The sequence below is a fragment of the Leifsonia sp. McL0607 genome, assembly GCF_049993355.1.
Taxonomy (GTDB): domain Bacteria; phylum Actinomycetota; class Actinomycetes; order Actinomycetales; family Microbacteriaceae; genus Leifsonia.
This window is the reverse complement of sequence record NZ_CP188253.1, coordinates 3,806,423-3,830,138: the sequence shown is the minus strand read 5'-3', so window position 1 is coordinate 3,830,138 and position 23,716 is coordinate 3,806,423. Positions and strand designations below refer to the sequence as shown.

The following is a 23,716-nucleotide window of genomic DNA, read 5'->3' as shown; positions in this document are numbered from 1 at the left end:
TTTCATGAGATGTCCGCGGAATCAGAGGTGGGCGGATCATCGAATACGGGGACCAACTTGGCGGACGCCGGAGCCTGTCAAGCGTCGATCCCTTCCCACCGACGCGAACGAGTGTGGAAGCAGAGGAACGGAGTTCCTTCCCCGGACATCTCGCCAACGGGGGAGGGAGCGGCGCTTGACAGGCTTCGAGCGGCCGCTAGTACGATTCCCCCCTCGATGCTCCGGCACCCTCGGCGGCTCCTCATGACTCAGCCACGCTCCTGCTCAGCCTTCGGCCCCGGGAGGGGGAGGGCGGCGGAGCCATGCCCTCACGCCGGCCTCCGGTCGGCCCTCCGCATCCGGGACGTCAGCCGACGTCGAAGAGCGGTTCGATCGCGCGCCGCATCGGCCGGTTCGACCAGAGGACCTCAGTGCGTGCCGCGCGCGAGGCCGACGCGTTGCCTCAAGCTCAGCGGGGCGGTCGCGCAGGACGCGCTAGAACGTGACCAGGTCGCCGTCGAGGTCGTTGACCGTCACCCGAGCGATCGGTGGCTTGGCGACCTTGTCCAGCGCGATCTCGAATTGGCGGATCCTTCAGCGGAGGCGACCGGCGAGATCCTGAGTGCGTTGACGAACCAGCGCGTAGTCGGCCGCAGAAATAGCCGCTCGCCGGCTTCCCCGGCGCGATGTAGTGGCGGTGCAGGATCTCGATCAATTCCTTCGCCGTCGTCATGCGCTCGTCTTCGCGTGCACAATGTCGTTGTGAGCGTCGCGTTCGAGTACCGCCTCGCGGAGAGTTTCGCGGAGCACGGGCCTCCGGTCGGGGCACTCGGTGCAGACGACCACGAGCGCGTTCCGCAGTTGGATGCTGGCTGGACCGTCCGATTTGGGAACAGCCAGCAGCTGTATGACGAGTTGGGGGTCACCGACGGGTCGCGCGCACGCCGTGCACAGGTCATCCTCGCGGGATACCCACGAGCATGGCTCGCCCGTCCGTTCGATGCAGCCTGAACAGTCGGCGTCGGTGCACCCGCAGACTCGGCACGCGCGCACGGCCGGGTCGAGCACGCTGGACTGGATCCGTCCGCGGAGGATCCCGAGCGTAATCCACCCCGCCTCAAGGTGGGATCGCAGCATTTCGAGGTCGCCGACTTGCTGGGCGGCGTCGAGACTGTCGTGGAGTTCGTCGAGCAGCTGCTCGGTGGTCAGATTGTAGGGGCTCATGTCTGGTCCTTACGTGTCGATCAGAAGAGAGGCAGGGAAGCACGGTCGGGCTTCGGGTAGGCGGTGCGGGGGAGCCCGATCCGGGTCCGTCTACGCTCGGCAGGACGGCCCAGGGGCCAGGCGTACCGGTAGTTCCCGGGGTGACGCACCTTCGTCACGTGCAACTCGTCGAGTGCATCGCGCAGCCACCGAGCAGGGGTTTCGGCTGCGCGGCGCGGGCGAGCGCCGAGAGCAACGATGCGCCGCTCGGCGGCGTCGGCGCCGGCCTCCTGGGCGCGCACCTTCTGCAGCGTGCGGTCGCTGAGCACCAGGCCGTGGCGGGGCAGGTAGGTGAGGGTGCGGCGGGTGGAGCGTCCGAGAGCGAGGGCGTTGGTGGCCTGGTAGCAGATACCGACGTGGCCGGGCATGAACTGCTCGGTGCGATCGTGCCCGTCTGGGTCGACGGTGGTGCGTGTGCGGGGCATCGGATCAGAGAACGAGACGATGCCGCGGATGCCTTCGGTCGCGGCGTGCTCGAAGACGCGACGCAGGAACCAGGACTCGGCGTTCGCCGGGGTGTCGGTGAGCACCAGGCGTCCGAGCTCGAGGGCCTGGGCGTTCGGCTCGAGGTCGGGAAAGACGTTGGTGAGGACAGCAGCGCGCATGGGGACGCTCAGGACGGCGACGCCGACGAGCGCGCGGCCGGCGACAGTCGCGCCGTCGATGGCGAGCCGGTCGTCGGTGGTGGTCAGGGCGTAGCTGAACCGGGCGGCGGGGAACGATGCAGCGTAGTGGTGGCGGGTGACGAAGCCGCGAGCGAGGTGCTCGGGGAGCCGGACAACCTCGAAGTCGGGGGCGTGGAAGCCGCCATCGGCGGGGTGCCGCCAGCTGTGCTGGCGGTACCCCCACCGCTGCGAGTAGGGGAACGGTGCCGGCGAACCGGTCAGACATGCGGTGAGGGCGGGACGCCACCACCGCACTGTGGTGTTCTCAGGAGTTGGGCTGGTCATTCTGGGCCTTTCGATTCGATTCGAGACGTGAGGTCTGCAGGGCGGCGGTTGGCGCCGCGGTGGACGCCGGCGGCACAGTCCGCGGGTAGGGGAGCTGGGCGCCGCAGGCAACGCAGAGATTCACGAACCTGGCGACCCCGTCGACGGTGCGGATTGCGGGGAACCCTTGCGGGTGCTCGGCGTTGGGCGGGAGGCACTCGGTCATGGCCGCCCGATCGCGCAGAGATCGAGGTTCGGCGTCGACACGTCGGGGAGCGGCTGCAAGCAGCCATTCCGCACTGCCGGCTGCTCGAGTTGTTGCCGCGGTTCCCCCCATCCCTTCATCGGGCCCACCTCGACGGCGAGAACGCCGACAAGAGAGAAGAGCACGAGCATCGTGACGAGGATCAGGTTGTAGTGGCGGTCTTCCAGCGCCCGGCCGGTCTTGGTCTTCATGTGGTGTTCCTTCAGCTATCGGATGAGTCCGGCGGTGCGGAGGTTGGTGGTGGTCTGGGTGGCGGAGGCGATCGCGCGGCCGATACAGTGCGCGGCGCGGCGTCCTTCGGCGGTGAGGTCGCCGCCTGCGACGAATCCGGTGAGGTGCTCGGTGCGGTGGGTCTCCCACGTCTGGAGGACTTGGCCGGCCCAGTGGCGTGCCGCGGCGCGGTGGAGGCCGTCGGCGTCGCCCTCGCGGACGGCGAGGGCCTGGTGCGCGTCGATCTCGTCGAGGTCGCGGCGAATCCGGCTGGTCAGGATCTTGCAGGTGGCGGCGGCGAGGATGAGCGCGTCGAGGTCGCGGTCGGTGGGCTGGATCAGGTCGTTGATGCTGTAGCCGGCTTCGAGGTGGTCGGTGAGGTCGGACTTGTGCTCGAGCGTGGCCGGGAGCAGGACGGTCACGTCGACGTCGCGTTCGATGAGGGCGGCCTTCAGGTCGCGGGCGCGGGTGTATCCGGCGAGGTCGCGGTCGGCGACGATGATGACGCTGCCGCGTAGCTGCTTGATCAGCGTGGCGGGGAACTGAGCTGCTCCCTGCGCGTTCGTGGTGGCGGCGGCGATGCCCGCGGCGACGGCGTTCTCGACGTCTTTCTCGCCTTCGAGGATCCAGACCGGCTTGCCGTCCTTCAATGCCTGGTCGACGGCGGCCTGCCGGTAGAACACTGGCACGAACCCGGGCGTCTTCTTCCAGGCGAACCGGCTGCCGGGCTGGCGGAACTCCTGCGCGAACTTCTTGTGCCGTGCGCCGTCGACGACGACCTCGCGGCGCTGGACGCGCTCGATCACGGTGCCCTCACTTGTGGTGTAGTCGTAAGTTGCGGTCGTTGTCCAACCGGTGCGAGGCAGCTCGACGGTCGGTCGCACTGCGATCCGACGCGGTGCTGGGCACCGTCGCGGCCGCGGGGTGCGCGCGACCCGGCCGCGGCTGTGCTCCAGAGGCTTGTCGTATGCGTCCTGCAGAGTGAGGTGGACCTCGGCGAGGATCTCCGCGGCGTCGGCCTTGCAGGTGTGGCAGTGCAGCAGAGTCCGCTCGCGCGCCGGGACGTACGTGACCGAGAGCGACGGGTGCGTGTCGCCGTGCACCGGGCAGAGCGCCTTGAACTGTCCGGCGCGCTGCGACTCGGGCTGGTAGCCGCCCGCGTCCAACGCGATCCAGATTCGCTCAACGGAGGTCGTTGCAATGGTCATCATCTGCTCTCGTCCTGTTCTCACTAGTACGAAGGGAGGCTGTGCGGGCTAAGTCACTGACAGCTGTCGCACTGCAGCGCTTCCATCGGGTCGACGGGCGGCTCGGGGTAGGGGAGCACCCCGGTGATGAGGGGTTCTCCGTGCTCGGCGCGGTCCGCCATCGCCTCGAACTGCTGCCGGTGGAAGTTGTCGTACTGACCCACTCGCACGCGGTGGTCGTCGTTGAAGCGCGGCGCGTCCTGAGCCTCGCTCGGGTCGGCCGGGACGTCGTAGCCGTCAACCTGGTGCAGCTGTGTGTCGTTCGTTCCACGGCTCGTGGTGTCCATCTCGTCCTCCCGGGGATCCCTCATCGTTCTTTTGCCATTTCCGGCGCTTGTCGCCGTTGCGGGAGAGCCCCTCGGGGCGGGGGTTCTGCCGCCCCGACCTGGTCGAGTGTTGGAGCGCAGGAACGGAGTTCCTTCCCCGGCCACCCGGCCTGCAGGGCGGCGGGTTCATCGGTCCGAGGGGCTCTCCCGCATAAGCTCTCTGGGCGGAAATGGCAAAGAAGATAGGCGCCGCTTGCGGCGATCCTCCTGGGCCGGAGCTCCGTCGACGGCGCCGGCTTTGCCGGCCTGGGGGAGGGCGAGGGGGCCGGGGCCCCTTCGTGGCCGGCCGGTAGCCGGCCCCCGCCACCCCGGCAACGGGAGCCGGGCCCGGGGCCGGGGCTCGCCTGTGCGGGCAGGCCCCGGCCGCGATGACCTAGATGGTCTGCGCTCGCGCCCATTCCGTGAGCTTGGTGGTGGCGTCCTCGGTCCGCGCGGTGGCGACGTACTCGTCGTGCAGTTCCTGCAGCTTGGTGAAGGAGTACCGTCCGGTGGGAGTCTCTACGCGCGCGACGGGGTGGTGGCCGCTTCGTAGGTCGAACCGTTCCTGCGTCCCGCCGTCGTCGAAGACGATCACCCGTCCGACGCGGCTTGCGTAGGCCTTCCGGTCCGTCTGGTGACAGGTCGTGACCGTGTACGCGCGCCGCCCGGGGCGGTTGTGGTCGATCACCCGGCTGTTCTCGATGATGAAGGTCGTGCGGATGAGACGCTGGGTTTTGTCGATGCGGGTGCTGGTCATGGGTGTTCCGTTCGTGGTGGTTGAGGTGCTGACCGTTTCGCGGGTCATCGCTGGGTCTTCTTCTCGACGTGGAGGTCGACGGCGGCGATCGCGACGGCGGCGGCGACCGCGGTGAGTGCGGCGCCAGAGCTGAGGAATGCGATGTCGGCGGCGAGCAGGTCGTGACTGGTTCGGAAGATGGCGAGGGCGAGGAACGCGACGCCGGCGAGGATCCCGAACGCTGACCAGAGGATCCGGTACGCGCCCTGTACGCGGCGGGCGCGGCGGCGTGCGGTGACGGCGGCGCTCTGGGAGTGGCGGCGGTCGGCGGCGACGATCGCGTCGAATTCGGCGGTGGTGTCGGCGCGGGGTGCGACGGGGCGGAGGTGGGTGGTTGTCATGGTGTCAATTTCCTTTGGAGCGTGAGGACCGGGCGGCCCGGTCCTCGGGTGGTGGTGGGAGGCGATCGCCTCCCGTACGGGTGGCCGTTACCGGCCACCCGCGGTCGGGTGCCCGCGCCGGTGGCGGGCACCCGAGGCTTGGCTCAGCTGAGGCTGTGGGTGCCGGTGTAGATGGCGGCGGTGCCGTCGCTGATGAGCTGGTGGCAGCCGGTGGAGGCGTAGGAGGTGAGCGGGCCGGGGGCGGCGAACACGCGGCGGCCGAGGCGGTGAGCCTCGACGGCGATGGGGAGGGTGCCGCTGCAGGCGCCGGCCTCGACGATGAGGGTGGTGGAGGCGAGTGCGGCGAGGATGCGGCCGCGGGCTTGGAACCGCCAGCGGGTGGGAGTCGTTCCGGGCGGGAGCTCGCTGACGATGGCGCCGCCCTGGGCGGCGACCCGTTGGATGAGGTCGATGTTTCCGGCCGGGTACGGGCGGTCGACGCCTCCGGCGAGCACGATGACGGGTGCGCTGTCGCAGTGGAGAGCGGTGCGGGTCGCGGCGGCGTCGACGCCGTACGCGGCGCCGGTGAGGATGCGACGGCCGGTACCGATGAGGTCGGTGGAGATCTCGGAGGCGATGCGCTCGCCATAGCTGGAGGCGGCACGGCACCCGGTGACGGTGACCAGGTCTCCGGAGGGCGCGGCGATGTCGCCGTCCACCCACAGCAGGTAGGGTGCGGCGGTGTCGAGGTCGTCAAGCCGGGCGGGCCATTGCGGGTGGGCGGGGGTGATCACTTGGATCCCGCCGCGGTCGGCGGCTTCGAGGGCACCAAGGACCAGGCTCATGGCGTAGCGGGAGCGCCACCGGTCCGTGTCCGGTGTCGGCTCGCCGGTCAGGGCGATCGCGAGGGCGTCGGCTGCGCCGTGCACGGCGATGAGTTCTCCCGCGGCGGTGTCGGCGGGCTCGCTGATGATCGACCACGCGATTCGCGCCACGCTGTCGTCGGTGAGGCAAGCAAGCGTTCGTGCAGCGGCGGGGTTGAGGTGGCGAGCGAGGTTGCGGATCTCGGTGATGGAGCTGGTGAATGTGGCGGTCATGTGGGAGCCTTCCAGTTTCGGGGCGGTCACCCCTCATCGTTCTTTTGCCATTTCCGGCGCATCGCGCCGTTTCAGCTCACCCCCACCGCCGGGCCGGGTACCCGCTCGGACGTGAAATGTCTGCCGGCGGAAACAAGGGAGCGCAGCGACCGCGTCGGCTGAGATTTCATGTGCGTGCGGGCGCCGCAGGCGCCGGGTTGGCGGTGGGGGTGAGGTGAATAAGCTCGTCAGGCGGAAATGGCAAAGAAGACAGGCGCCGCTTGCGGCGCTCCTCCTAGGCCGGAGCTCCGTCGACGGCGCCGGCCGTGGCCGGCCTGGGGGAGGGCGAGGGGGCCGGGGCCCCTTCGTGGCCGGCCGGTAGCCGGCCCCCGCCATCGGCACGACGGGAGCCGGGGCCGGCACGCACCCGAACGGGCACGTCCCGGCCGCTCGGGCTACGTGGTGGGGGCGGGTCGGTGTCCGGTGATCTCGCCGTATCGGTAGTTCAGGGTGAAGCCGATGTGGGCGGGTGCGACTTCGACGGTCTTCGGGTTGACCTTCACGACGACATCCCAGCCGTGGCGGGTCTTCACGAGATCGCCCTTGCGGATGTTGTCGGGACGCGCGTCGATGGTGAGACCGTCCGCGATCTGCTGGGCGCGGACCGCCTGCCAGTAGGCGCGCTGATCTTCGTGTTCGGCGAGCATCCCGGTCAGCTTTTGCCGGTAGGCGGCGCGCTGCTCGGTGTTCTGCTCGTAGCTGTCGAGGCGGGCGAACTTTCGTTTGATGCCGCGGATCTCGGTGTCGATTTTGTCGATGCGGTTCGCGACGGTCACGGGCGCGTTGCGGCGGTCGGTCGCGTCGCGGGCGATGGCGGCGCGGCGGGCGGCTTCGGCGGCGTCCTTGTCGGCCTGGACGCTGCGGGAGAGGGCGGTGTGGGCCTTCTCGATCGCGCGGCGGTGGCGGTGTTCGGAGTGGTGGCCGATCTTGATCGGCTCACCGCCTTCGGGGAGGGCAGCGGCGGCGCGCTCGTGGGCGGCGTCGGCCGCGGAAGCGGCGTCGGCTTTCCGGTCGGCTTTGGCGTCGAGCGCGTCCGCGCGCGCTGCGGCGCGCTCTGCTTTGTCGGCTTCGACTTCGGCGGTGGGCCGGTGGGTGTGGTCGACGTCGAGCTCGAGGGTGAACCCGGCCGTGCGGAGCGCGTTGGCGGTCTGCTCGATCCGGTACAGGTCGGGGAGGTGGTCGCGGCTGTGCGGGCGGTACCAGGCAGTGATGCTGCGTCCCCACCGCCACCGCTGGGCGCGGAGGATCTCGGCGCTGCCGTCGCCCTTGGCGGTGCCGTGGATGATGGTGCCTTCGGCGTGGGTGTGCGTGATGGTCAGCGTCGCCCGCGGTTCCGGGGTGTCGTGCTCGTCGGTTTCCGTGGGCGGGGTGGGCATGGTTGTGGTCATGGTGTCAATCTCCAAGGTTCTGCCAGGTCGTTTCTTGTTGTGCTCCCGGCGCCCTCACCCTCTCCGTGGAGGGAGTGGAGGCCATTAGGGGGTTCACCTGCGGGGTTGCGCGAAAAGTTCTGTCCCGGGGAGTCGCGTCAGCGCAGGGCAGAAGTTTTCGGGCAACCCCGCAGCGCCCGCAGGGCGCCCCGTTGGCCGGAGCGAGTGGAGCGGATAGGGTGCGGTCGTCCGGGACGCGCGACAAGACCAGCAAGCGCAGCGCCGGCCGTGGCCGGCACCTCACAGTGGGGCAGCCCGCCGCAGGCGGTCCGCTCGGTCTTCGGGTCAGGATCTCGCGCCGCGAAAAGGGTCACGGCGGGGTTGGGTGCGCGAGGGAGGGGCTGGCCCCTACCCCTCGCGGGCGGCCCAGCGGGACGGCCCCCAACTCGGGGAGGGCGACCCGGTTTCGGGTCGCCCTCCCTGGGGCTTAGCTCTCCGTCGCGGCGGGCTTGCGGCTGGTGCGGGGCTTCTTCTTGGTGGCCTCGAACCGGTCGATCAGGAGCTGTTCGACCTCGCTGAGGGGGTAGCCCCACGTGGCGAGCTGGCGGAAGTAGGCCGCGTCATTCTGGCGAGGGCTGCGCCAGGTGTTCCGGCTGGTGCCGGACTCGATGCCCCCCAGCACCACGGCGAGAGTCGCGTGCTGCGCCTTCGTCGGGTGCGCTGCCACCCAGCCGCCGATGTTGTCGCCGGCGAAGTAGCCGCTCTTGTCCTGCTCGATGCCGAGGAGGGTGTGCGCGAGCGCGCTCTGCTCCTGCATGGCCCGGTACACCTCGCCGGAGTAGGTGGTGAGACCGGTCGCGGCGAACCGGGCGGCGTCGGAGGGGAGCTTGGCCTTCCGCACAACGGTCGTCAGCCACTCACGACGCACCACCTCGGCGGAGTCCCACGCCTTGTTGTTCGCGATGAGTTCACGTCGTTCGGTCTTCTGCTCGTCGGTCATCGGCGCGGTGACGGTGGTACGGGCCTTCTTGAACCCGGCCTCCTTCCACCCGTTCACGTAGAGAACCGGCTTGTCGTTCCAGTCCAGGCGGAACGACCGCCCAGGCAGGTCCGCCACGTCTTCGGCGGTCGCCGGGTTGCCGTCCTTGGTGAGGTCGGCAATCGGCAGCAGAACCTTCTTGTCGTCGTCGTAGCCGCTGCTGGTCAGGTGGACGAACCCGCGCCCGGTCAGGTCCGCGATTAGTTTCGCCTTGCGGTCGGCGCGGGCGCGGCGGTCCCTCTGACGCTGGGCTTCATGGGCGAACTGCGTTGGGGCGGTCGTCGCGACCCGGATCAGGGTGGTGCGGGCTTCTTCGTCGTCCTCGAACTCGATCAGCACTGCGGCCTGGTCGAGGGTCAACTGATAGTCGATCACCGCCGCGGCCGCCTGCTGGTTCTGCGCTACCGCCAACCCGGTCTTGACCTCCTCACGCTTCTTGCTGAGGCGCTTGGCGATCGTGGTCAGGTTCAGCCCCTCGAAAGAGAGCTGCTGATAGGCGGCGGCCAGGTCGGAGGAGGACATGGCCTCGCGCTGCTCGTTCTCGATCACCTGGTCGACGATCCGGTCGGCGGTCTTCTGCGACTGGATGGTGAGGTAGACCGGGACAGTCGTCAGGCCCGCTGCGCGTGCGCCGAGCACGCGTCGCTGACCGGCGCGGACGACGACCTCGCCCGCCTCGTTCAGCCAGCCGGACACCGGCGTCATGACGCCGTTGGCCTTCAACTCCGCGATCCACTCCTCGGAGAGGATTGGGAGCGTGCGAGCGTTCGTTTCGATGACGATGCTGTTCGGGTCCACGTGACGCAACGACCCGCGGGCGGCGTCCGCCGCGGTGTCCGGGACGGTCACCGCCTGCTCGGCGTGGTGCGCGACGGCGGTCTGATTGGTAGTGATGGTCATGTTTGCGATAGCCTTTCGTTGTCAATTTCCGGTCCGGGGATCGAGGCAGTACGAATGCTTCGATCCCCGGACCTTTTCATGAGCGGGATGTTTAGCGCAGCGCCATGCGGGGGCGCAGCCGCGCCGGGTCGCTGCCGTGGATGGTGGCGACACGCCACCAGAGCACGACGGTCGCGCGCTGGTCATCGGTGAGGGTGACCGGTGCGCCGTAGTCGTCGCGGCCGAACACGACCGCGTTGCCCCGGATGACCGGCGCAGCCTGCCCCGTCGCCCGCTGCGCGAGCGCGGTGGCCTCCTGGTTGACCGGGCCGTCCGCAGCCTCGTCCGCGTTCACCCACAGGCCCAGCCCCTCGGGCAGGTTCAGGCGGGTGTAGGTGGCGCAGTCGAGGACGGCGCGTAGGCCCTCCATCCGTACGCCGAGCGTGGAATCGTCCACACTGAACTCCGCGAATTCGTGAGTCGGCTCGATAAGCGTTCCCCAGAGCATCTGCTCTCCTTCCAGATCGACCCTTCTATGGGTCTGTGTCAAATTGACGCCGGAAACGAGAGGACGCCCTCGGAGTGTTGGTACACACCCCTCGGATCGTTCTTCTCGCCGTTCCGGCACGAAGATCAAGAACGGGTGGAGGCGGCGGAGAGACCAGAGGGAGCGGTTGCTAAGCGGAGGGAGCTTGCGACCGAAGTCTGCAAATAGCGACCGGCGGGAACGCAGCTGCCGGAGCCCGTTATGATCGCAGGCCGGAGCGGAGAGAAGACCAGCAAGGACAGCACGCCGAAGGCGTTCCACTCAAAGGAACAGCGCCGCCGGCGGCGGCTCCTCTTGCTTCGGTAGCGTGAGCTCATGCAATTGCTCGACCCAAGTCCAGAAGCCCGTCGCCCGGTAGGCCGACGCACACGGTGCACGGATGGCGTTCGGGCACGCTAGTTGGAACCGGCAACGGCCGCGGCCGCGACGACGACCGTCAAGAACATTCGTGACCTCAACTGGGACACCCCGTACCGTTACCTGGCGTCAGCGCTTGCGCTTGCGACATGGGCCGGAGGGTCCACTCCTCTCGCCGACCTCGCGAACGTCGCGGCCTGGGTGCAGCTTCGACCGGTGGCCGATTGGCTCTGCAACGCCGACACATGGGCGCACGCAAACCTGTCGGCCGCGAACACCACCTTCGCTCTGCTGCTGGCCATGTGCGTGCTCGTCAACGTGACGAAGAGCGACATCGTCGCCGAGTCGCGCGCGATGTCGACCGCATGGATACTCTTCGCGGGCTTGGCGTACTGTCCGCCTGTTGCATGGGGCTTCTGGCTCCTGCTGGGCGTCGGAATTGCAGGATTCCATCTCGCGCGCGGTGACCGTCATCGACGGGTTGCAGGGCTGTGTGAGTGGATGATCCAGTCAATTGTGAACCTGGTTGTCGCCGCCGTCTGGCTTCCGTTGTCCCTGCTGCTTTGGGCGCTGACTCCGGCGCGTCTTTACAAGTCCGCGTGACCGTTCTCTGGTGGCCGGCTACGCCATGATGGCGTTGAGCTGGCGGAAGAGCTGGCGGGCGATGTAGCGCTTGAGGCTCCGACGAATTTCACGACGGCTCTTACCTTCAGCAGTGCGCCGGTCCACATATGCGCGGGTCGTGGCGTCACAGCTGATGCGTGTCTTGGCGATCACATCGAGCGCCCGGTTGAGCTGTCGATCGCCGTGCCGATTCAGACGGTGCCGCACCGTGTTTCCGCTGGATGCCTGGAGCGGTGCAACGCCCCCGAGGCTCGCGAAGGCTGCTTCGGAACGCACGCGGCCCCTGTGTGAATAGGCCGTGAGGACGATCGCTCCTGTAATTGCGCCAACTCCTAGAGACGCCGTGAGACCGGGAGCGAGCTCGTCAACGTGGCGGGAGAGTGCGTTTCGATTGGTCTCGAGCGATTCGGTCAGATTCCGGATCGAGGCGGCGAGGCGGCGTGCCTCGTCTCTGATTGTGGCCGTCGCCGCATCGTCTGACGGGCGAAGACGCCAGCCAGAGATCTCGACAACCTGTGCGTCGGAAAGGGGGCGTCGCGCGTCGATGCCAAGCGGGAAGCTACGGACGAGTGCGGTGAGCGCGTTTCGGTCGGCGGTGCGGCGCTGGTCGAGTGCTTGGCGCGCGACCAGGAGCACTCGCAGAGCGGAGCGCAGTCCGTCCGCGCGCGGCGTGGCCAGGCGTTCGACGCTTGATGCGAGTGCAGTCCGGGCGGCGGCTTCCGCGTCGATGGTGTCGGACTTTCCCCGCCCCGCTCGCGCAGCACGGCGAGGGGGACGCACGTCCTTGACGTCGAGTCCGGCTGCAAGAGCCGCGCGCGTCAGGTTGGCACCATAAGACCCTGTCCCTTCCATCGCGACCAACGTTGACCCGCGAGCTCGCCGTCGCATCCATGCGAGCGCGCGCGACAGTCCGGTCGGAGAGGTGGGAAAGGTCGCGGTGTCCAGGGTGCGCGCGGTCGTTGTCTCCACGACCGCGTAAGTGTGGGTCTTCGCGTGGGTATCGACTCCCACGACGAATTCGTATTGATCGGCGACGTTTGTCAACGCTCGCCTCCTTCCAGTCTGCGAACAGGAGTGCAGTCGGTCTGGAAGTGGTTGCTTCGAGGCGCATCTCTAATGAGTCACACCACGGCGACGCCGTAGCGGACGACCTTCTATCAAGCCATCGGAACAGGCCAGACCGGCGCCGATCTTCGGAACGGACGAGTCGATCGAAGGGCATCACGACAGTGAGCCATTTTTTGTTTGAGTCACGTCACCGAGGATCGACGCCAGTCTGCCAGCTAGTCCCAGACCAGCCGCTCTCATTAGAGTTTTTTGTTGCCATCTCGGCGAGACCAAACCGATCCGTGGAGGGGGCTGCGGCCATAAGTGGGTTTACTGCGGGGTTGCAGGAAAAGTTCTCCCTGAAACAGCGCTTGCGCCGGGGAGAAGTTTTCGTGCAACCCCGCAGCGCCGCTTGCGGCGCCCCGTTGGCCGCAGACCCTGGAGCGGATAGGTTCGGGCTGCCGAGAATGGCGGCAAAATCAGAAAGAACAGCCCGCGCTTGCGCGGTCCTCTCAGTCAGAACAGTCCGCCGTAGGCGGGTCCGCTTCCCATCCCTCGCTCGAGGCCGCCGGCGTCGACGAACCGGCCGCGCACTGCGGGGTTCCCGGCCCTCGATGGGCCGGGGGCGCCGGCGACGAGATCGGCTGCAGGGCGGACCGGGCCAGAACCACGGGGAGTGTCGGGCTGTGCAGGTGACCGACGACCTGGTCGAAGCTCCGCGCCGACGACGCCAGCACCGGTGACTCTGCGCCGCTCGGTGACGGGAGAGTGTGCGCTCCCGGGCCGCTGGCCAACGGCAAGCGACTCGGCCCCACGGTTCGGCGCGCGTTCAGCGTGTTCGCACTACCGGTCGAGCTCGTTGCGACGTCGTTCGTCGACGGGGACTCGGCCGAGTTGGACATCACCGTGGTACTGCGGACACCAATTGAGCACGCGCGTGAGGCGCGGCGTCGGTACTCGCGCTCGGCGGGGCGGGCGCCGGCCACTGCCGAGCCGTTGGGTCCGCGGGCACGGCTACGCCGGCGTCAACCGCCCATGCTGGCGAGCACGGTCTGCTGGTCGACGTCGGAGTGGTCCAGGCGAAGGGTGGTGATTCCGTAGAGCTCGGCGCTGAACCGGATGTTGTTGTCGTAGCTGGCCAGGAAGACGCGCATGGCGTAGGGCGCCAGGTCGAGGGCGCGCGCGACGATCTCGTTGTCCGGCGACGGTAGCCGGCGGTGGTCGAGCTCGTCGACCTGCAGGTACAGCTCCAGCCGGGAACGGGTCGGGGATTTTAGGGCAGCAACGTGCTCGCCCTGGGAGATCGTGCGGTTCAGGAGCCGGACGGCATGGCTCGCCTGCTTGCGTTGCTCGGCCTTCGTCCCATTGATCGACGGCTGGTTGTTGCTGAGTTTGTGGGCGTCGAGTTCGTCGCGCACGACGGAGGGAATGACCAGCCGAAGCCCGCCCTCGACCAGTTCGAGCTTCTGCCACCAATCGAGGGCGCTGAGCTGCTGGTGGTGCAGCTCGAGCACGTTCGTGTCCAACACAAGGGCGTGCCACCGGTGCGGCGCCAATCCTTCCGGGTCGTTGTAGGCCCACTCGGCCACGGCCTTCTCCAGCGCGTCGGCGGCAGCATCGAGCTCTGCCTGCCGCTCGGCGAGCTCCTGGGCGATCGCCTGCGTGTGGTACGGGTTCGCGTTGACGGTTACGTTCTCGTACGTCGCGCAGTAGCGGCGCGTGAACAGCAGCCGATCCATCTCCTCCGGAGGCAGCACCGAGGCAAGCGGCCCCGCATGCGCATGAGCCCAGCTGAGGTACTCCTGGTCGGCGTGTGCCTGCGGAGTAAGCCGGCCGCTCACATTTCCGGCATCCCGTGCAGCGTCGCGAAAGACGCGCGCGGCGTGCTCAGGCGACGTGCCGCCGCGGAGCGCCGGCGGCCGGCTCACGATGCCACCGGCTCAAGCAGCTGGGACCCCTGCTCCCTCGAGTTGAACGGGGCAACCTGGTCGAACTGCAGAGTGGAGGCTTCGGCGACGCCGGCGCGGACGGCGTCGTCGACGAGCGCCTGGTCGCCGACGATGGACGGGTCGAGCCAGTGCAGCCACATGTCCTCGGGGAGGATGACCGGGTTGCGGTCGTGGATGTCGGCGAGGGTCTGCACAGCGTCGGAGGTCAGGATCGTGGCGGTGAGCACCCACCGGTCGGGGTCGTCCTCAGCCTTGGTGCGGTCGGGCCACCAGGAGTAGAGGCCGGCGAAGCCCATCAGCTGCCCGTCGGGGTAGCGGATGAAGTACGGGGTCTTGTGACCTTTCGGGCCCTGCCATTCGTAGTAGCCGCGGGCGAGCACGATCGCCCGGTGCGACTGGACGGGCTTACGCCAGGTCGCCTTCGTCGTGATGTCCTCGGCGCGGGCGTTGAACGTCGGGAACTTCAGCTTGAGGGTGTCGGACCAGCCCGGCACGAGCGACCAGTGCGCGTGGCTGAAGCGGAGCTCGCGGTCCTTGGCCGAGTCGATCAGGACCGGGATGTCCTCGGTCGGGGCGATGTTGTACGCAGCCTCCCAGTCCGCCCGCCACTCCTCGGGCCGGCGCCCCGTCGTCTCGACGAAGTCGCTGATCTCCGCGTTCACGCGATCATCCATCGCGAACCTGCCGCACATGCCCGAAGCGTACCGCCGACCACCGGCACCCGGTGCGCGGGTCTTGGTCGCTCGGCCGCCTCCTTTACCCTGGCAGCGGTTTGAATCCCGGGCGTCGACGCCGTGACAGCAGGCGCGGCGGCGCTCGCGATCGCGGGCAGCGCCGCCGGCACCTACATCGTCTGCATCTTGAACTAGTAGGTTGTCATGGAGATGTCCACTACAAAGGATCGTGCCGGAAATCCACAGGTGACTAGGCTTCTCATTTTCGTGGTGGTGGGTTGCGGCCTTCTGTTCCTCTTCACGTCTTTCGCGTGGCCACTCTGGGAGATCTTGGTCGCTGGACTTGGCCTAGCCCTTTTTGCCGCGACCGTAATTTACGTCGCGGGCCGCCGCAGGCAGCCCTAGTTTCCTAAGGCAGAAGGCAGGTGCCCGGGAGTCTTCCCCGGCTACCTGTCTTCTGCCTTTTCGACGCGGTTGGTCGCGGGGATAGGCGTACAGGCTGCGCGGCGAGCAGGGTCGTTCCGAGCAGGTCTTCGCAGACGACCTGTGTAGTGCTCCAGCCTCCGGCTACAGGATGCCAGCGTCGGCCTCGTCGCATTTCCACCCGTCATCCCGCACCGCTGCGATCGCAGCCGCCAAGCCTCTCCAGCGTGGGTTGAGCTCAGCAGCCTTGCCCGCCTGGAGCGCTGGTGCGACGGTTCCACGAGCGCCTCGTGATACTTTCAATTTCGTTCCGACGCTGACCGGCGACGGCGCGGAAGGCGATCAGATATGACCGAGGCGTCCAGCAGGAGACTGGGCGAGAATCTCCGCGCGGCGCGACTATCGGCTGGCCTCTCACCGGTTCAGCTCGCCGTCGCCTCAGACGTTCACCTGGCCACCGTGACGAAGGTTGAGCAGGGTACGAGCCTCCCCAGCGTCAGCACTCTACTCAAACTCGCCTTCGCGCTCGGCCGCACGGCAAGTGACCTGCTCGCGGGGGTTGAGCTGCCAGCGCCGGGACCTCCTCGGCACTCGGCACACGAGATCGAGTGAGTCGACCGGCGCAATCGGGCGAGACCACCCACACGCGGCCGGCGCCGACACTTTCGGTGCCCGGAGATATACGAGAGGATTTCTCCGTCAACGACACATCGCCGGGTCTGTAGACCCGGCGATGCACCCACGACAGCCAGGGGTCACCCGGACGCGCCACCCCTCGAGCTGGGTAAAGCTCAGCAGAGGGGTCCAGTCGGCTTCAGCGGTAGAGAACCCACATGTAGTTTGTCCAAGAAACAGCCGTGTTCAGATCAGGACCGGAAGCATTCGGGAAGGGCATGTAGCCCCCCGGGCAGGTGTAGACCACGTTGTAGCCGCCGGCAACCGGCCATGTCTGAACGTCAGTGCAGTAAACGCTCGAAGTTGAGTTGTAAGCGATCCAGGCCGCGTTGCTGGCAGCGTCGGTGGGAGTGTTTCCGACGCCCTTGAACGTCTTCCACTGCAGCGAATCCCCCCAGCTGCCGCTCGCCGTGCTTCCATCAGTGCTGAATGACCAATAGTGAATGGTTTCCGAGCACGAGATTGTGGCGAGATAGCCACCAGCGGTCGGGACCACCGACTGCGTCTGGCAATTCGAAGCAGCACTTGCCGGTGTCGCAACAGCAAGCCCCAGCCCCGCGGCCAATGCGACAGCCGACACAGCAATACCGACCCGTCGGACGATTTTCCTCATGATTTCTCCTTGAATCTGACTTTCAACCACGAAGTACGGCAGCGCTTTCGAGATGGCGGGTTGCGCCCCAACGTTTGCGCTACGCGACTTTGCACGATCGCCTTTGGTCAATGTGAGAGTCGGACGACAGGTAGAAATCTAACATTGCCACGTCCACATGTCACTCGCGATGAGACAGTGCGCCGTCGACGGATAAGCGGTTGCCGGTAGCGAGTGTCGGCTGTCACGCTCCACAATAGAACATATGTTCGAATGCTGGAGGTTGAGATGAAGGTACTGCATGCGGGGGAGAACATCTGGCTCGTCCTCGACGACGTGCTAAGAATCGTGTTCCAGATCGAGTACGGCCCGGCCACCCGGAGCGATCGTCACGAGACGCACATGATGTACCGGGTCGATCACTGGGTGCTGAAGCGCGCCGACCGGTGGCCGCTCGGCTACTACCAGGAGCTGCAGCAGGCGATCGAGGCGTGCGCGCTCAGTCTGGGAATGCCGAACTTCCTGACGCCAGCGACCGCGCCGGATGGCACGATCGTCACGACCGAGGAGCAGCGCACCCGGTGGATCGCCGGGCTGAACCCGAGGACGGGGCGGCCACGTGAGTTGACGCCGGCCGGTTGATGATCGCGGCCCGCGGCCGACGCGGGGGAGCGGGTGCTCGAGCTGCAGGCGCGGATCCGCGCCATGCAGGGCTCTCGCCTCGAGGAGCGACGGCTACCGACACAGGACGCGATCGCGGAGCTGCTGCCAGATGGGGCGCTGATGACCGGCGCCGCCTACACGGTGAGCGGGTCGATGACGCTGCTGCAGGGGATGCTCGCTGGCGTCTCGGCCGCCGGCGGTTGGTGCGCCGTGGTCGGCATGCCCGACTTCGGTGTCGAAGCAGCGGCCGCGGCCGGCGTCGACCTGGACCGGCTCGTACTCGTCCCACATCCCGGCAAGCAGTGGTGGCCGGCGCTCTCCACCCTGGTAGAGATCACGACCGCCGTCGCCGTGCGCCCAAGCTCGCGTCCGGCATCCGGAGATCTCGCCCGGCTGACCGGGAAACTGCGCCAGCACGAGAGCGTGCTCCTGGTCGACGGGATGTGGCCGGGCGCCCGCACCAGCCTCACTGGCGCCGGCGGCACTGTGGCCGGGATCGGCGCCGGACACGGGCTCCTCACGAGCCACCAGCTCGCCGTGGACGTGACCGACCGGACCGGGCGGATCCACCGCCGGCACGTCGACGTCGACGAGCGCGGGATGCTCGCGCCGGGATCCCGCGAGCGACCCGCGCTCGTCCGCCAGCTGCACACCGGATGACCCGCAGACTGGACTCACCCTTCACAGCAGCTTCACCCGGCTCAGCCGTCCTCCGCACCACCTCGTCGACAGCGAGCTCGCCCCGATCACCCCAGCCGCCACCGCTTGCACCCCGAGGCCGCGACCTGCCCTGCTCCTCGTCCCGTGGTGCGCTTGCGCGCCGCGGCCCGCGGGGTGCGGGGGAACGTCCCCCGCGAGACGCCGCAGGCGGCTCAGAGCGAGGGGGGAGAGCAGACATCGCCTCGTCAAGCTTGTAGCGCGCTGACAAGGTCTCCTTGAGTTCCGTCACGGACCTGGCAGGCTGCTGGCCGCCTCGGCCGCCCCGCACGGAGATCTGCTCGAGGTGCGTATCGGCCTTCTCATCCGGGGGTGCCGGGTGATGTTGGCTCCGCTATTTCGGCGAAGAAGCGGTTCAGTGCTCCGTGCATCGCATTCAACGCATCCGATACGTTCTGGTCACGGTTTTCCGCGCGGGAGTATCGAGTGATTGCGTTCGCAGCACCTTGAAGGTCGTCGCGGATGAGCTTGGCTACTTCGGGATCCATGTGTTTCTCCTCATTGAGGGGGCCTACTGATTCCCACCGTAAGTTGATAATGCTGGGACGGCGCGCCCCTTTGCAATATCCACGATTCATCCTGCGCCATCGATTGACTTCGCGTGACAATTCAGGCGGAGGCCTCGGACCCTTGGTCCGTGCGGCCGCTTGCGGGCGCGCGGCACGCGGGGCGCGGGGGAGCGTCCTCCGCGAGATGCCCCAGGCGGCTCACGAGTACCCGCTGACCATCGCGAAGATATCCACAGCCGCGTCGACGCTCTGGTTCGGTCGTACCGGACGCGCACACGATGGAGGATGCTTCAGGACTCGCAGGATCTTCCGACCCGAATTCGCGCGACATCGGCCGCCCGCCACGAGCTAAACCTGGTCGTGCCGTTCGGTCGCCTTCCGGATCTTCTCGCCGAGCTTGCGGGTATCGACGTCGACCTCGGCAGCGCACTCCCGGACACGCTGCACGAACTCGCCTCGTCCGTGACGTCCGCTACGTTGGCGATGCCCGAGTTGCGGGAATCAGCCACCGGGGCCATCGCTTACGAGCTCGACGCGCTGCTGAAATACTCACCCTGACGCGACGCCCGCCTGCTCGTCGCGGCGACCCTCCCGCCTCGGAGACGGAAGACCTGCGGCGTAGCCTGGCGTCGTGGCGGATGTCGAGGACCTGTTTCAGCACATGCCAGCGCGGCTGCTTTACCCGGATCGGGCCGTCGAGCACCAGGTCCCAGCGCTCGGCGGACGCCCGCCGACGGAGTTTGACCTCCCCGCCGGCGCCGGCCGCTACGAGCGATTCCGGCTGCTCGGCTGGGACTGTGACGTGGTCGAGTACGAGCTCGTCGACGAGCCGGGGAAGGATGACGGTGGCGCGCCGTAGCCTGGGGCCATGCTGATCCGCGGTGTCATCCAGTCCACCGAGGTCACGGAGCTGACCGCGTCGGCCAACGACGTGCAGACGGCACGCGAGGCGATCGAGGCGCAGATGCCCGCCGGGTACGACCTGCTCCAGGTGAACAACACGATGGCGCCCGGCGGTGCCGTCGTCGCCACCGCCCGCATCCGCCCCTCTGAAACACAGGAGCTCGAGGCTGAAGGGACCGACTACGTGACCGCGCGCGATGCGCTTCGATCTCGGGTTCCGGAAGGGTGGCGGCTCCTGCACATCCTCACCGTCGAAGGATGAGCGCTACGACGTTGTCAATCGCGCCAGCTGAGCCGGTGCAGCGCCATGGCGCTGTGTAGATCGGGATCCTCGACGTCGACCAGGCGGGCTTCGCCCCGCTCCAGGTGCCTGCTGGAGGGTTCGTCGCCTGGGCGTTCGAACACGCCCCACATGGTGAGCGCGTCGCCGTGGCGGGAAGCGAATCGGACGCCGTCGACGACGGACGCTCCGTCATCGGTGGTCAGCGCGTAGAGGTGTGTGGCGACCCGCTGGGTGAGCTCGCGAGGATCTGCGCTCTTCAGCGCAGACGCGTCGAAGTCCGCGTACCCGAGCCGAAGGGCGAGGCGAAGAAACTGCGGGCGCAGCGCCGCGATTGTCTCGGCCGCCCGAACGTCGGCGTAAGGGCCGTCCAGAGTCGCAGTTGCGACCATCCGGCCGCCGATCCAGTCGCGCGGGATCGTCCCGGCGAGCTGCACGGGGAACTCCGCCGCGTCTTCTGGATCCTCGTCGATGCCGGCCAGGAGGTCGACGTCGGGGCGCGCGTACGCCAGGACCTCGACGCAGCAGGCGTACAGGCTGTCGCCGACGTAGATGGTGCGGAAGTCGCCGTTCGCGTCGTCCCAGCGCTGGTGGCCGGCGTACTGTCGGTCGACCCATGCCCACGGGTCCGGTGCGCGGCCCACCCGCCAGACCATCGTCCCGCCGGCGTCGACGACGGAAATCTCCGGAACCGTCATCAGGCGCCGACGAAGGCGTTGGCGGCTGCGAGGACCCGCGGGCCTGCCTCCTCGAACGCATCCTCGTGCAGCACCCGCGCAGGCGACCGGTCGCTCAGGAGCGGATTCATGCCCTGGAACCAGGTCGGTACGACCGCCTCACCCTCGCTCTGACCAATAAGGGTCACGATCCGATGCGTCAACCGCAGCCGCTCGGCCGTCGTCGGCGAAGGGCGACGGTCCGTCTCGACCCACTCGCGCACCGTTCGCGTCTCGGTGACGCCGGCGATGTAGGCAACCAGCTTCGCCCCGAGCGCACGGCGCAACTCGTCCACGATCTGCGGCACCGTGTACTTGATCGAGTCGTTGTACGCCTTCAGGCCAGTGGTCGCGATCGTGGTGCTCATGCCTTCACGCTATCACGAGGCCATCCGCAAAACCACTATCAATACCAACTGTAATGTCAACTCCAATGCCAGTCTGGCGAACCGACCAGTGAGACGGTCGCCCACGACGCCTCAAGCCGGCCCTGCAGCAGCAACCAAGCCGTGCCCTCATTGCGGTAGTGCACGCCGCCGCCGACGACATCGAACCGGTTGCCGGCATTCTCCCGGGCGGCCGTCTCGGCGGTGATGCGGGAGAAGCGCAGCGGCGGTTCTGGGCGCTCGACCCTGAATAGTTGTGCAGGAAGGTCGACCAGGGCGGCGCTAGCTGGCATTCACGTAAGCCCGTGCGGCTGCCATCACGTCGCGCGCGCGACCGTCGGCCAGGACCTCGGCCGGGTTCTCGTCGTTCAGCTGCGGGTTCATCCCTAGGAACCACGAGCGCACCACGGAGGGGGAGTCGCCGCTCAGCAGCAGCTCGCAGATCTGCAACGTGTCGCGGACACGACACTGTTCCTCGTCTCGCGGAGTATCTCCGCTCATCCAACGGCTGACGGTCTTCACGTCGCGGTCGACGATCACCGCGACCAGGCCCTTGCCGAGCGTCTCCACCAGTGACTTCACGGCGGGGGCAAAATCAGACTCGAGGGCGCGCACATGTGCGCGCTTCCGACGTGGCGTTGGCGCTTCCAGGATTGCCATTGGGACCACCTCCTGCCCGGATTATGCCGCTGTTATGGGCGCCAAGTGTCTGTGAAATGTCCGCCTTGGTTCGTCAGCAACGTCGGCGCGAACCGGATCGGAGTTATCGGGTGGCCGGCGAAATCGGTGGGGGAGGCGGAGTACCAGGAGAGATCGCGCTTGCGACACCAACCGCACGGCCCTTTCCATCGATGAGGGTCAGCAGCGTGCAGGCCGCGCCGAGCATGGAGTGCGCTGTCGGAGGGGCCATTACCCGACCAGCGGAGGGTGGGCAGCATGGCGGCGCCGATCAGATAGATACGTTTTCCGATCCCGAGTCGGGTGTAGGGTTCCCAGTTCTGGTGCGTGCGGCCGCGGTCCTCAGGCGCGATTGAGCCGAGCCGATACGGCTTCGAGTAGACGGTGCCAAACGGCGGGTCAGGATCGATGGTGAACTCAGCGCGCAAGCCACTTGCGGCATGCTGAACCCGGACACCAGTGCGGTCCTCTTCGAGGAAGCGCTCGACGTAGAAGCGCTGGTCGCATGCGATCGTCTGCAACCTCTGGACTTGATCGCGGATGACTACGGCCGCGTGGGCCGGGGTGAGCTGTGAGAACACGGCAGGGTAGCGTGCCCACCGGTCGCGCATGCTCTCACGGGTGCACCAAGCGGAGAGTCTCGCTGCGGCAACATCGAGGTTCTCCAATACGGAAGCGTGGAACGGGTTTCGCCCGTCGCCGAGCGATTGCCCGGCGGTGACCAGTAGGATCCGGCGCGCGACAAAACCAGCGAGAACGTCGAGATCGCCGAGCGTCTCGAGCTCCGCGAGAATCGCACGGCGGCGCGATCGTTTCCACCAGGAGCACGCACCATACTCGGCCGCCAGCCGGCGCCGCTCCTGCTCCTGCCTGCAGCACTGATCCTCGACGGTTGTGCGGCGCTTCATCAGAACCTGGCTGCGACCAACGCTCGCTCCAGACGGTTGTATGCGGAGTCTCGACCGATCATGCGTCCTCCGCACCCACTCCTGCCAGCGCGTCGAACCGTGGCCTCTGGTTGCTGAGCAGGAGGGCCAGCGCTGCAATGCCGACGAGGACGGAGGCCGCGGAGGGAAGCATTGCGGGAGTGTAACCATCGTGGGTGGTGTACAGGACCTGCGCCCACGCGAACCCCGTCCCGATGACGACGCCGTAGAGCACGCCAAGCCACGTCTGACTCTTGAGCAGTTTCCTCTGCTCAGCGAGGCGCCACTGCTTCTCGAGTCGGCGCCGTTCCGTTCTGGCGGTGAGAGTCTGCTCGTAGCTGGTCACGAATTCTCCTTGGTGATGATGGTGCCGGATTCGACGTCGAACCCGGGGTGGTGGCTGATGAGGTGGTGAATGCTGTTCGAGAGGTCGACGAGCGCGTCGGCCTGTTCGAGGAGCGTTCGCGCAGACTCGAGGCGAACCCACCCAGCGTTGACCGTTTCGATCGCGTCCTGAACGCTCCGGAGCCCCTCGCTCAGCCCGAGTTGCTCGCCCAGCTGACTGAAAAGCTGGGTGGCCTCGCCCGGGGTGATGGCCAACTCTGAGCCAGAGCCGGACCGGGTGCTCACGATGATCTTCACGCTGCGGCGACGGGTCGGATCCTGCTCGATGGTGATCTCGTCGTCGGCGTTCCAGTCCTCGGCCAGCTTGTCAAGCGCTGCCTGGCCCGGGTAGTTCGCGGTCATAAGGCGACTCCGTTCTGCTCCTGTTGGACGTAGCTGTGGCGCATTGGTTGCCCCATGGATCCGGACGCGACGCCGTTCGGCACGAAACGTCGACCGGCCCAAGTGATCTCCCGGGGTGGTGGACCGTAGCCACGGATGTTCTTCCAGCCTCGTTCGAGGATCAGTCGGACGAACTGGAGAGGCTGGTTCGGGTCACCTTCGCCCCACATCTCTTCGGCGAGATCGTCGACGAGCTGACCCACGCGTTCGCGCGTAACCCCGACGGCCGCGGCGATATCGCCGATCGCAAGGCCCTGCAGAGCGAGGTTCTGGATCACCGTCGCCGTCTGTTCAGCGATCGCGGCCTGTTCGAGCTTCCATGCTTCTCGCCGCTCGAATAGCTCGGCGGCTTCCTGCATGAAGTCGTCGCAGTACTCCCAGCGGACTGCGCTCCAGCTTGGATCCTCGATCAGCCGTGCGGCGCGCCGTTGGGCATCCGCCAGGCGTACGTACCCGAATTGCACCTGCTCGGGTAGCTCGACCTGCCAGCCGTGCGGCTCTTGCGAAATCTGCACGATATCGGACATGA

Annotated in this window: 31 protein-coding genes; 7 read left to right on the top strand and 24 right to left on the bottom strand. The window is 67.5% G+C overall.

Annotated elements, in window-relative coordinates; translation table 11 throughout:
* Nucleotides 1-708 precede the first annotated feature (708 nt).
* The 11 genes from ACPPVW_RS18510 to ACPPVW_RS18460 form a co-directional block, all read right to left on the bottom strand.
* Nucleotides 709-1,203 carry a hypothetical protein gene (locus ACPPVW_RS18510; protein ID WP_426624518.1) on the bottom strand — a complete coding sequence of 165 codons (495 nt, stop codon included), beginning with the start codon at nucleotides 1,201-1,203 and terminating at the stop codon, nucleotides 709-711.
* Nucleotides 1,204-1,223: 20 nt separating this feature from the next.
* Nucleotides 1,224-2,192: a hypothetical protein gene (locus tag ACPPVW_RS18505; protein ID WP_426624517.1), complete on the bottom strand. Its 969-nt coding sequence runs from the start codon at nucleotides 2,190-2,192 to the stop codon at nucleotides 1,224-1,226.
* Between the two features lie 201 nt (nucleotides 2,193-2,393).
* A complete protein-coding gene (locus ACPPVW_RS18500; RefSeq protein ID WP_426624516.1) occupies nucleotides 2,394-2,627 on the bottom strand; it encodes a hypothetical protein in 234 nt (77 codons plus the stop codon).
* Between the two features lie 15 nt (nucleotides 2,628-2,642).
* Entirely contained in the window at nucleotides 2,643-3,857 is a 1,215-nt protein-coding gene (locus tag ACPPVW_RS18495; RefSeq protein WP_426624515.1) for a hypothetical protein, read from the bottom strand.
* A gap of 50 nt (nucleotides 3,858-3,907) precedes the next feature.
* Nucleotides 3,908-4,180: a hypothetical protein gene (locus ACPPVW_RS18490; RefSeq protein ID WP_426624514.1), complete on the bottom strand. Its 273-nt coding sequence runs from the start codon at nucleotides 4,178-4,180 to the stop codon at nucleotides 3,908-3,910.
* A 412-nt stretch (nucleotides 4,181-4,592) separates the two neighbouring features.
* A complete protein-coding gene (locus ACPPVW_RS18485; protein WP_426624513.1) occupies nucleotides 4,593-4,955 on the bottom strand; it encodes a hypothetical protein in 363 nt (120 codons plus the stop codon).
* Between the two features lie 44 nt (nucleotides 4,956-4,999).
* Complete coding sequence (locus ACPPVW_RS18480) at nucleotides 5,000-5,335, bottom strand: hypothetical protein (protein ID WP_426624512.1); 336 nt, start codon at nucleotides 5,333-5,335, stop codon at nucleotides 5,000-5,002.
* Nucleotides 5,336-5,478: 143 nt separating this feature from the next.
* A complete protein-coding gene (locus tag ACPPVW_RS18475) occupies nucleotides 5,479-6,411 on the bottom strand; it encodes a DNA-processing protein DprA (RefSeq protein ID WP_426624511.1) in 933 nt (310 codons plus the stop codon).
* A 434-nt stretch (nucleotides 6,412-6,845) separates the two neighbouring features.
* On the bottom strand, nucleotides 6,846-7,838 hold the full coding sequence (locus ACPPVW_RS18470; protein ID WP_426624510.1) for a DUF3560 domain-containing protein: 993 nt from the start codon (nucleotides 7,836-7,838) through the stop codon (nucleotides 6,846-6,848).
* A gap of 466 nt (nucleotides 7,839-8,304) precedes the next feature.
* Entirely contained in the window at nucleotides 8,305-9,756 is a 1,452-nt protein-coding gene (locus ACPPVW_RS18465; RefSeq protein WP_426624509.1) for a ParB/RepB/Spo0J family partition protein, read from the bottom strand.
* A gap of 91 nt (nucleotides 9,757-9,847) precedes the next feature.
* Entirely contained in the window at nucleotides 9,848-10,243 is a 396-nt protein-coding gene (locus ACPPVW_RS18460) for a hypothetical protein (RefSeq protein WP_426624508.1), read from the bottom strand.
* Between the two features lie 612 nt (nucleotides 10,244-10,855).
* Here ACPPVW_RS18460 and ACPPVW_RS18455 point away from each other — a divergent pair.
* Nucleotides 10,856-11,242: a hypothetical protein gene (locus tag ACPPVW_RS18455; protein WP_426624507.1), complete on the top strand. Its 387-nt coding sequence runs from the start codon at nucleotides 10,856-10,858 to the stop codon at nucleotides 11,240-11,242.
* Between the two features lie 18 nt (nucleotides 11,243-11,260).
* On the opposite strand, the gene ACPPVW_RS18450 is transcribed toward ACPPVW_RS18455, so the two are convergent.
* The 3 genes from ACPPVW_RS18450 to ACPPVW_RS18440 form a co-directional block, all read right to left on the bottom strand.
* Entirely contained in the window at nucleotides 11,261-12,307 is a 1,047-nt protein-coding gene (locus ACPPVW_RS18450) for an IS110 family transposase (protein WP_426624506.1), read from the bottom strand.
* A 1,028-nt stretch (nucleotides 12,308-13,335) separates the two neighbouring features.
* The gene (locus tag ACPPVW_RS18445) at nucleotides 13,336-14,238 is read right to left on the bottom strand and encodes a PIN domain-containing protein (RefSeq protein WP_426624505.1); all 903 of its coding nucleotides are present in this window, start codon (nucleotides 14,236-14,238) and stop codon (nucleotides 13,336-13,338) included.
* Complete coding sequence (locus tag ACPPVW_RS18440) at nucleotides 14,235-14,951, bottom strand: SOS response-associated peptidase (RefSeq protein WP_426624504.1); 717 nt, start codon at nucleotides 14,949-14,951, stop codon at nucleotides 14,235-14,237. The genes ACPPVW_RS18445 and ACPPVW_RS18440 overlap by 4 nt, the downstream gene beginning before the upstream one ends.
* 753 nt (nucleotides 14,952-15,704) lie before the next feature.
* On the opposite strand from ACPPVW_RS18440, the gene ACPPVW_RS18435 reads away from it, so the two are divergent.
* Entirely contained in the window at nucleotides 15,705-15,968 is a 264-nt protein-coding gene (locus ACPPVW_RS18435) for a helix-turn-helix domain-containing protein (RefSeq protein WP_426624503.1), read from the top strand.
* 202 nt (nucleotides 15,969-16,170) lie between these two features.
* Here ACPPVW_RS18435 and ACPPVW_RS18430 read toward each other — a convergent pair whose 3' ends face one another.
* Nucleotides 16,171-16,644, bottom strand: coding sequence for a hypothetical protein (locus ACPPVW_RS18430; protein WP_426624502.1), 474 nt, complete (start codon nucleotides 16,642-16,644; stop codon nucleotides 16,171-16,173).
* Nucleotides 16,645-16,911: 267 nt separating this feature from the next.
* Here ACPPVW_RS18430 and ACPPVW_RS18425 point away from each other — a divergent pair, with 267 nt between their 5' ends.
* Both ACPPVW_RS18425 and ACPPVW_RS18420 read left to right on the top strand, forming a co-directional pair.
* Nucleotides 16,912-17,265, top strand: a complete 354-nt coding sequence (locus ACPPVW_RS18425) for a hypothetical protein (RefSeq protein WP_426624501.1) — start codon at nucleotides 16,912-16,914, stop codon at nucleotides 17,263-17,265.
* 33 nt (nucleotides 17,266-17,298) lie between these two features.
* Nucleotides 17,299-17,946 carry a hypothetical protein gene (locus ACPPVW_RS18420; protein ID WP_426624500.1) on the top strand — a complete coding sequence of 216 codons (648 nt, stop codon included), beginning with the start codon at nucleotides 17,299-17,301 and terminating at the stop codon, nucleotides 17,944-17,946.
* 359 nt (nucleotides 17,947-18,305) lie between these two features.
* On the opposite strand, the gene ACPPVW_RS18415 is transcribed toward ACPPVW_RS18420, so the two are convergent.
* Nucleotides 18,306-18,491, bottom strand: coding sequence for a hypothetical protein (locus ACPPVW_RS18415; RefSeq protein WP_426624499.1), 186 nt, complete (start codon nucleotides 18,489-18,491; stop codon nucleotides 18,306-18,308).
* Nucleotides 18,492-18,797: 306 nt separating this feature from the next.
* On the opposite strand from ACPPVW_RS18415, the gene ACPPVW_RS18410 reads away from it, so the two are divergent.
* From ACPPVW_RS18410 to ACPPVW_RS18400, 3 genes are all read left to right on the top strand, one after another.
* Nucleotides 18,798-19,070 (top strand): hypothetical protein, encoded by a 273-nt coding sequence (locus ACPPVW_RS18410; protein WP_426624498.1) that lies wholly within the window; start codon nucleotides 18,798-18,800, stop codon nucleotides 19,068-19,070.
* Nucleotides 19,071-19,143: 73 nt separating this feature from the next.
* A complete protein-coding gene (locus ACPPVW_RS18405; RefSeq protein ID WP_426624497.1) occupies nucleotides 19,144-19,371 on the top strand; it encodes a hypothetical protein in 228 nt (75 codons plus the stop codon).
* 9 nt (nucleotides 19,372-19,380) lie between these two features.
* The gene (locus ACPPVW_RS18400; RefSeq protein WP_426624496.1) at nucleotides 19,381-19,677 is read left to right on the top strand and encodes a hypothetical protein; all 297 of its coding nucleotides are present in this window, start codon (nucleotides 19,381-19,383) and stop codon (nucleotides 19,675-19,677) included.
* A gap of 14 nt (nucleotides 19,678-19,691) precedes the next feature.
* On the opposite strand, the gene ACPPVW_RS18395 is transcribed toward ACPPVW_RS18400, so the two are convergent.
* The 8 genes from ACPPVW_RS18395 to ACPPVW_RS18360 all read right to left on the bottom strand — a co-directional run bounded on the left by ACPPVW_RS18395 (nucleotide 19,692) and on the right by ACPPVW_RS18360 (nucleotide 23,714).
* Nucleotides 19,692-20,393 carry an RES domain-containing protein gene (locus tag ACPPVW_RS18395; RefSeq protein ID WP_426624495.1) on the bottom strand — a complete coding sequence of 234 codons (702 nt, stop codon included), beginning with the start codon at nucleotides 20,391-20,393 and terminating at the stop codon, nucleotides 19,692-19,694.
* Nucleotides 20,393-20,779 carry a hypothetical protein gene (locus ACPPVW_RS18390; protein ID WP_426624494.1) on the bottom strand — a complete coding sequence of 129 codons (387 nt, stop codon included), beginning with the start codon at nucleotides 20,777-20,779 and terminating at the stop codon, nucleotides 20,393-20,395. The genes ACPPVW_RS18395 and ACPPVW_RS18390 overlap by 1 nt, the downstream gene beginning before the upstream one ends.
* A gap of 56 nt (nucleotides 20,780-20,835) precedes the next feature.
* Nucleotides 20,836-21,090: a hypothetical protein gene (locus tag ACPPVW_RS18385; protein WP_426624493.1), complete on the bottom strand. Its 255-nt coding sequence runs from the start codon at nucleotides 21,088-21,090 to the stop codon at nucleotides 20,836-20,838.
* Complete coding sequence (locus ACPPVW_RS18380) at nucleotides 21,080-21,412, bottom strand: hypothetical protein (protein ID WP_426624492.1); 333 nt, start codon at nucleotides 21,410-21,412, stop codon at nucleotides 21,080-21,082. Before ACPPVW_RS18380 ends, ACPPVW_RS18385 begins: the two co-directional genes overlap by 11 nt.
* Nucleotides 21,413-21,489: 77 nt before the next feature.
* Complete coding sequence (locus ACPPVW_RS18375) at nucleotides 21,490-22,383, bottom strand: hypothetical protein (protein ID WP_426624491.1); 894 nt, start codon at nucleotides 22,381-22,383, stop codon at nucleotides 21,490-21,492.
* A 58-nt stretch (nucleotides 22,384-22,441) separates the two neighbouring features.
* A complete protein-coding gene (locus ACPPVW_RS18370) occupies nucleotides 22,442-22,747 on the bottom strand; it encodes a hypothetical protein (RefSeq protein WP_426624490.1) in 306 nt (101 codons plus the stop codon).
* Complete coding sequence (locus ACPPVW_RS18365; protein WP_426624489.1) at nucleotides 22,744-23,148, bottom strand: hypothetical protein; 405 nt, start codon at nucleotides 23,146-23,148, stop codon at nucleotides 22,744-22,746. The genes ACPPVW_RS18370 and ACPPVW_RS18365 overlap by 4 nt, the downstream gene beginning before the upstream one ends.
* Nucleotides 23,145-23,714, bottom strand: a complete 570-nt coding sequence (locus tag ACPPVW_RS18360; protein ID WP_426624488.1) for a hypothetical protein — start codon at nucleotides 23,712-23,714, stop codon at nucleotides 23,145-23,147. The genes ACPPVW_RS18365 and ACPPVW_RS18360 overlap by 4 nt, the downstream gene beginning before the upstream one ends.
* Nucleotides 23,715-23,716 lie beyond the last annotated feature (2 nt).

Excerpts from the sequence above, each read along its gene's own strand:
- ACPPVW_RS18440 (WP_426624504.1), bottom strand. The coding sequence starts at position 14,951 with ATGTGCGGCAGGTTCGCGATGGATGATCGCGTGAACGCGGAGATCAGC.
- ACPPVW_RS18510 (WP_426624518.1), bottom strand. The coding sequence starts at position 1,203 with ATGAGCCCCTACAATCTGACCACCGAGCAGCTGCTCGACGAACTCCAC.
- ACPPVW_RS18410 (WP_426624498.1), top strand. The coding sequence starts at position 18,798 with ATGCTTCAGGACTCGCAGGATCTTCCGACCCGAATTCGCGCGACATCG.
- ACPPVW_RS18465 (WP_426624509.1), bottom strand. The coding sequence starts at position 9,756 with ATGACCATCACTACCAATCAGACCGCCGTCGCGCACCACGCCGAGCAG.
- ACPPVW_RS18415 (WP_426624499.1), bottom strand. The coding sequence starts at position 18,491 with ATGGATCCCGAAGTAGCCAAGCTCATCCGCGACGACCTTCAAGGTGCT.
- ACPPVW_RS18430 (WP_426624502.1), bottom strand. The coding sequence starts at position 16,644 with ATGAGGAAAATCGTCCGACGGGTCGGTATTGCTGTGTCGGCTGTCGCA.
- ACPPVW_RS18395 (WP_426624495.1), bottom strand. The coding sequence starts at position 20,393 with ATGACGGTTCCGGAGATTTCCGTCGTCGACGCCGGCGGGACGATGGTC.
- ACPPVW_RS18505 (WP_426624517.1), bottom strand. The coding sequence starts at position 2,192 with ATGACCAGCCCAACTCCTGAGAACACCACAGTGCGGTGGTGGCGTCCC.
- ACPPVW_RS18400 (WP_426624496.1), top strand. The coding sequence starts at position 19,381 with ATGCTGATCCGCGGTGTCATCCAGTCCACCGAGGTCACGGAGCTGACC.
- ACPPVW_RS18390 (WP_426624494.1), bottom strand. The coding sequence starts at position 20,779 with ATGAGCACCACGATCGCGACCACTGGCCTGAAGGCGTACAACGACTCG.
- ACPPVW_RS18480 (WP_426624512.1), bottom strand. The coding sequence starts at position 5,335 with ATGACAACCACCCACCTCCGCCCCGTCGCACCCCGCGCCGACACCACC.
- ACPPVW_RS18425 (WP_426624501.1), top strand. The coding sequence starts at position 16,912 with ATGAAGGTACTGCATGCGGGGGAGAACATCTGGCTCGTCCTCGACGAC.
- ACPPVW_RS18375 (WP_426624491.1), bottom strand. The coding sequence starts at position 22,383 with ATGAAGCGCCGCACAACCGTCGAGGATCAGTGCTGCAGGCAGGAGCAG.
- ACPPVW_RS18435 (WP_426624503.1), top strand. The coding sequence starts at position 15,705 with ATGACCGAGGCGTCCAGCAGGAGACTGGGCGAGAATCTCCGCGCGGCG.
- ACPPVW_RS18500 (WP_426624516.1), bottom strand. The coding sequence starts at position 2,627 with ATGAAGACCAAGACCGGCCGGGCGCTGGAAGACCGCCACTACAACCTG.
- ACPPVW_RS18470 (WP_426624510.1), bottom strand. The coding sequence starts at position 7,838 with ATGACCACAACCATGCCCACCCCGCCCACGGAAACCGACGAGCACGAC.
- ACPPVW_RS18495 (WP_426624515.1), bottom strand. The coding sequence starts at position 3,857 with ATGATGACCATTGCAACGACCTCCGTTGAGCGAATCTGGATCGCGTTG.
- ACPPVW_RS18485 (WP_426624513.1), bottom strand. The coding sequence starts at position 4,955 with ATGACCAGCACCCGCATCGACAAAACCCAGCGTCTCATCCGCACGACC.
- ACPPVW_RS18460 (WP_426624508.1), bottom strand. The coding sequence starts at position 10,243 with ATGCTCTGGGGAACGCTTATCGAGCCGACTCACGAATTCGCGGAGTTC.
- ACPPVW_RS18360 (WP_426624488.1), bottom strand. The coding sequence starts at position 23,714 with ATGTCCGATATCGTGCAGATTTCGCAAGAGCCGCACGGCTGGCAGGTC.
- ACPPVW_RS18475 (WP_426624511.1), bottom strand. The coding sequence starts at position 6,411 with ATGACCGCCACATTCACCAGCTCCATCACCGAGATCCGCAACCTCGCT.
- ACPPVW_RS18385 (WP_426624493.1), bottom strand. The coding sequence starts at position 21,090 with ATGCCAGCTAGCGCCGCCCTGGTCGACCTTCCTGCACAACTATTCAGG.
- ACPPVW_RS18365 (WP_426624489.1), bottom strand. The coding sequence starts at position 23,148 with ATGACCGCGAACTACCCGGGCCAGGCAGCGCTTGACAAGCTGGCCGAG.
- ACPPVW_RS18490 (WP_426624514.1), bottom strand. The coding sequence starts at position 4,180 with ATGGACACCACGAGCCGTGGAACGAACGACACACAGCTGCACCAGGTT.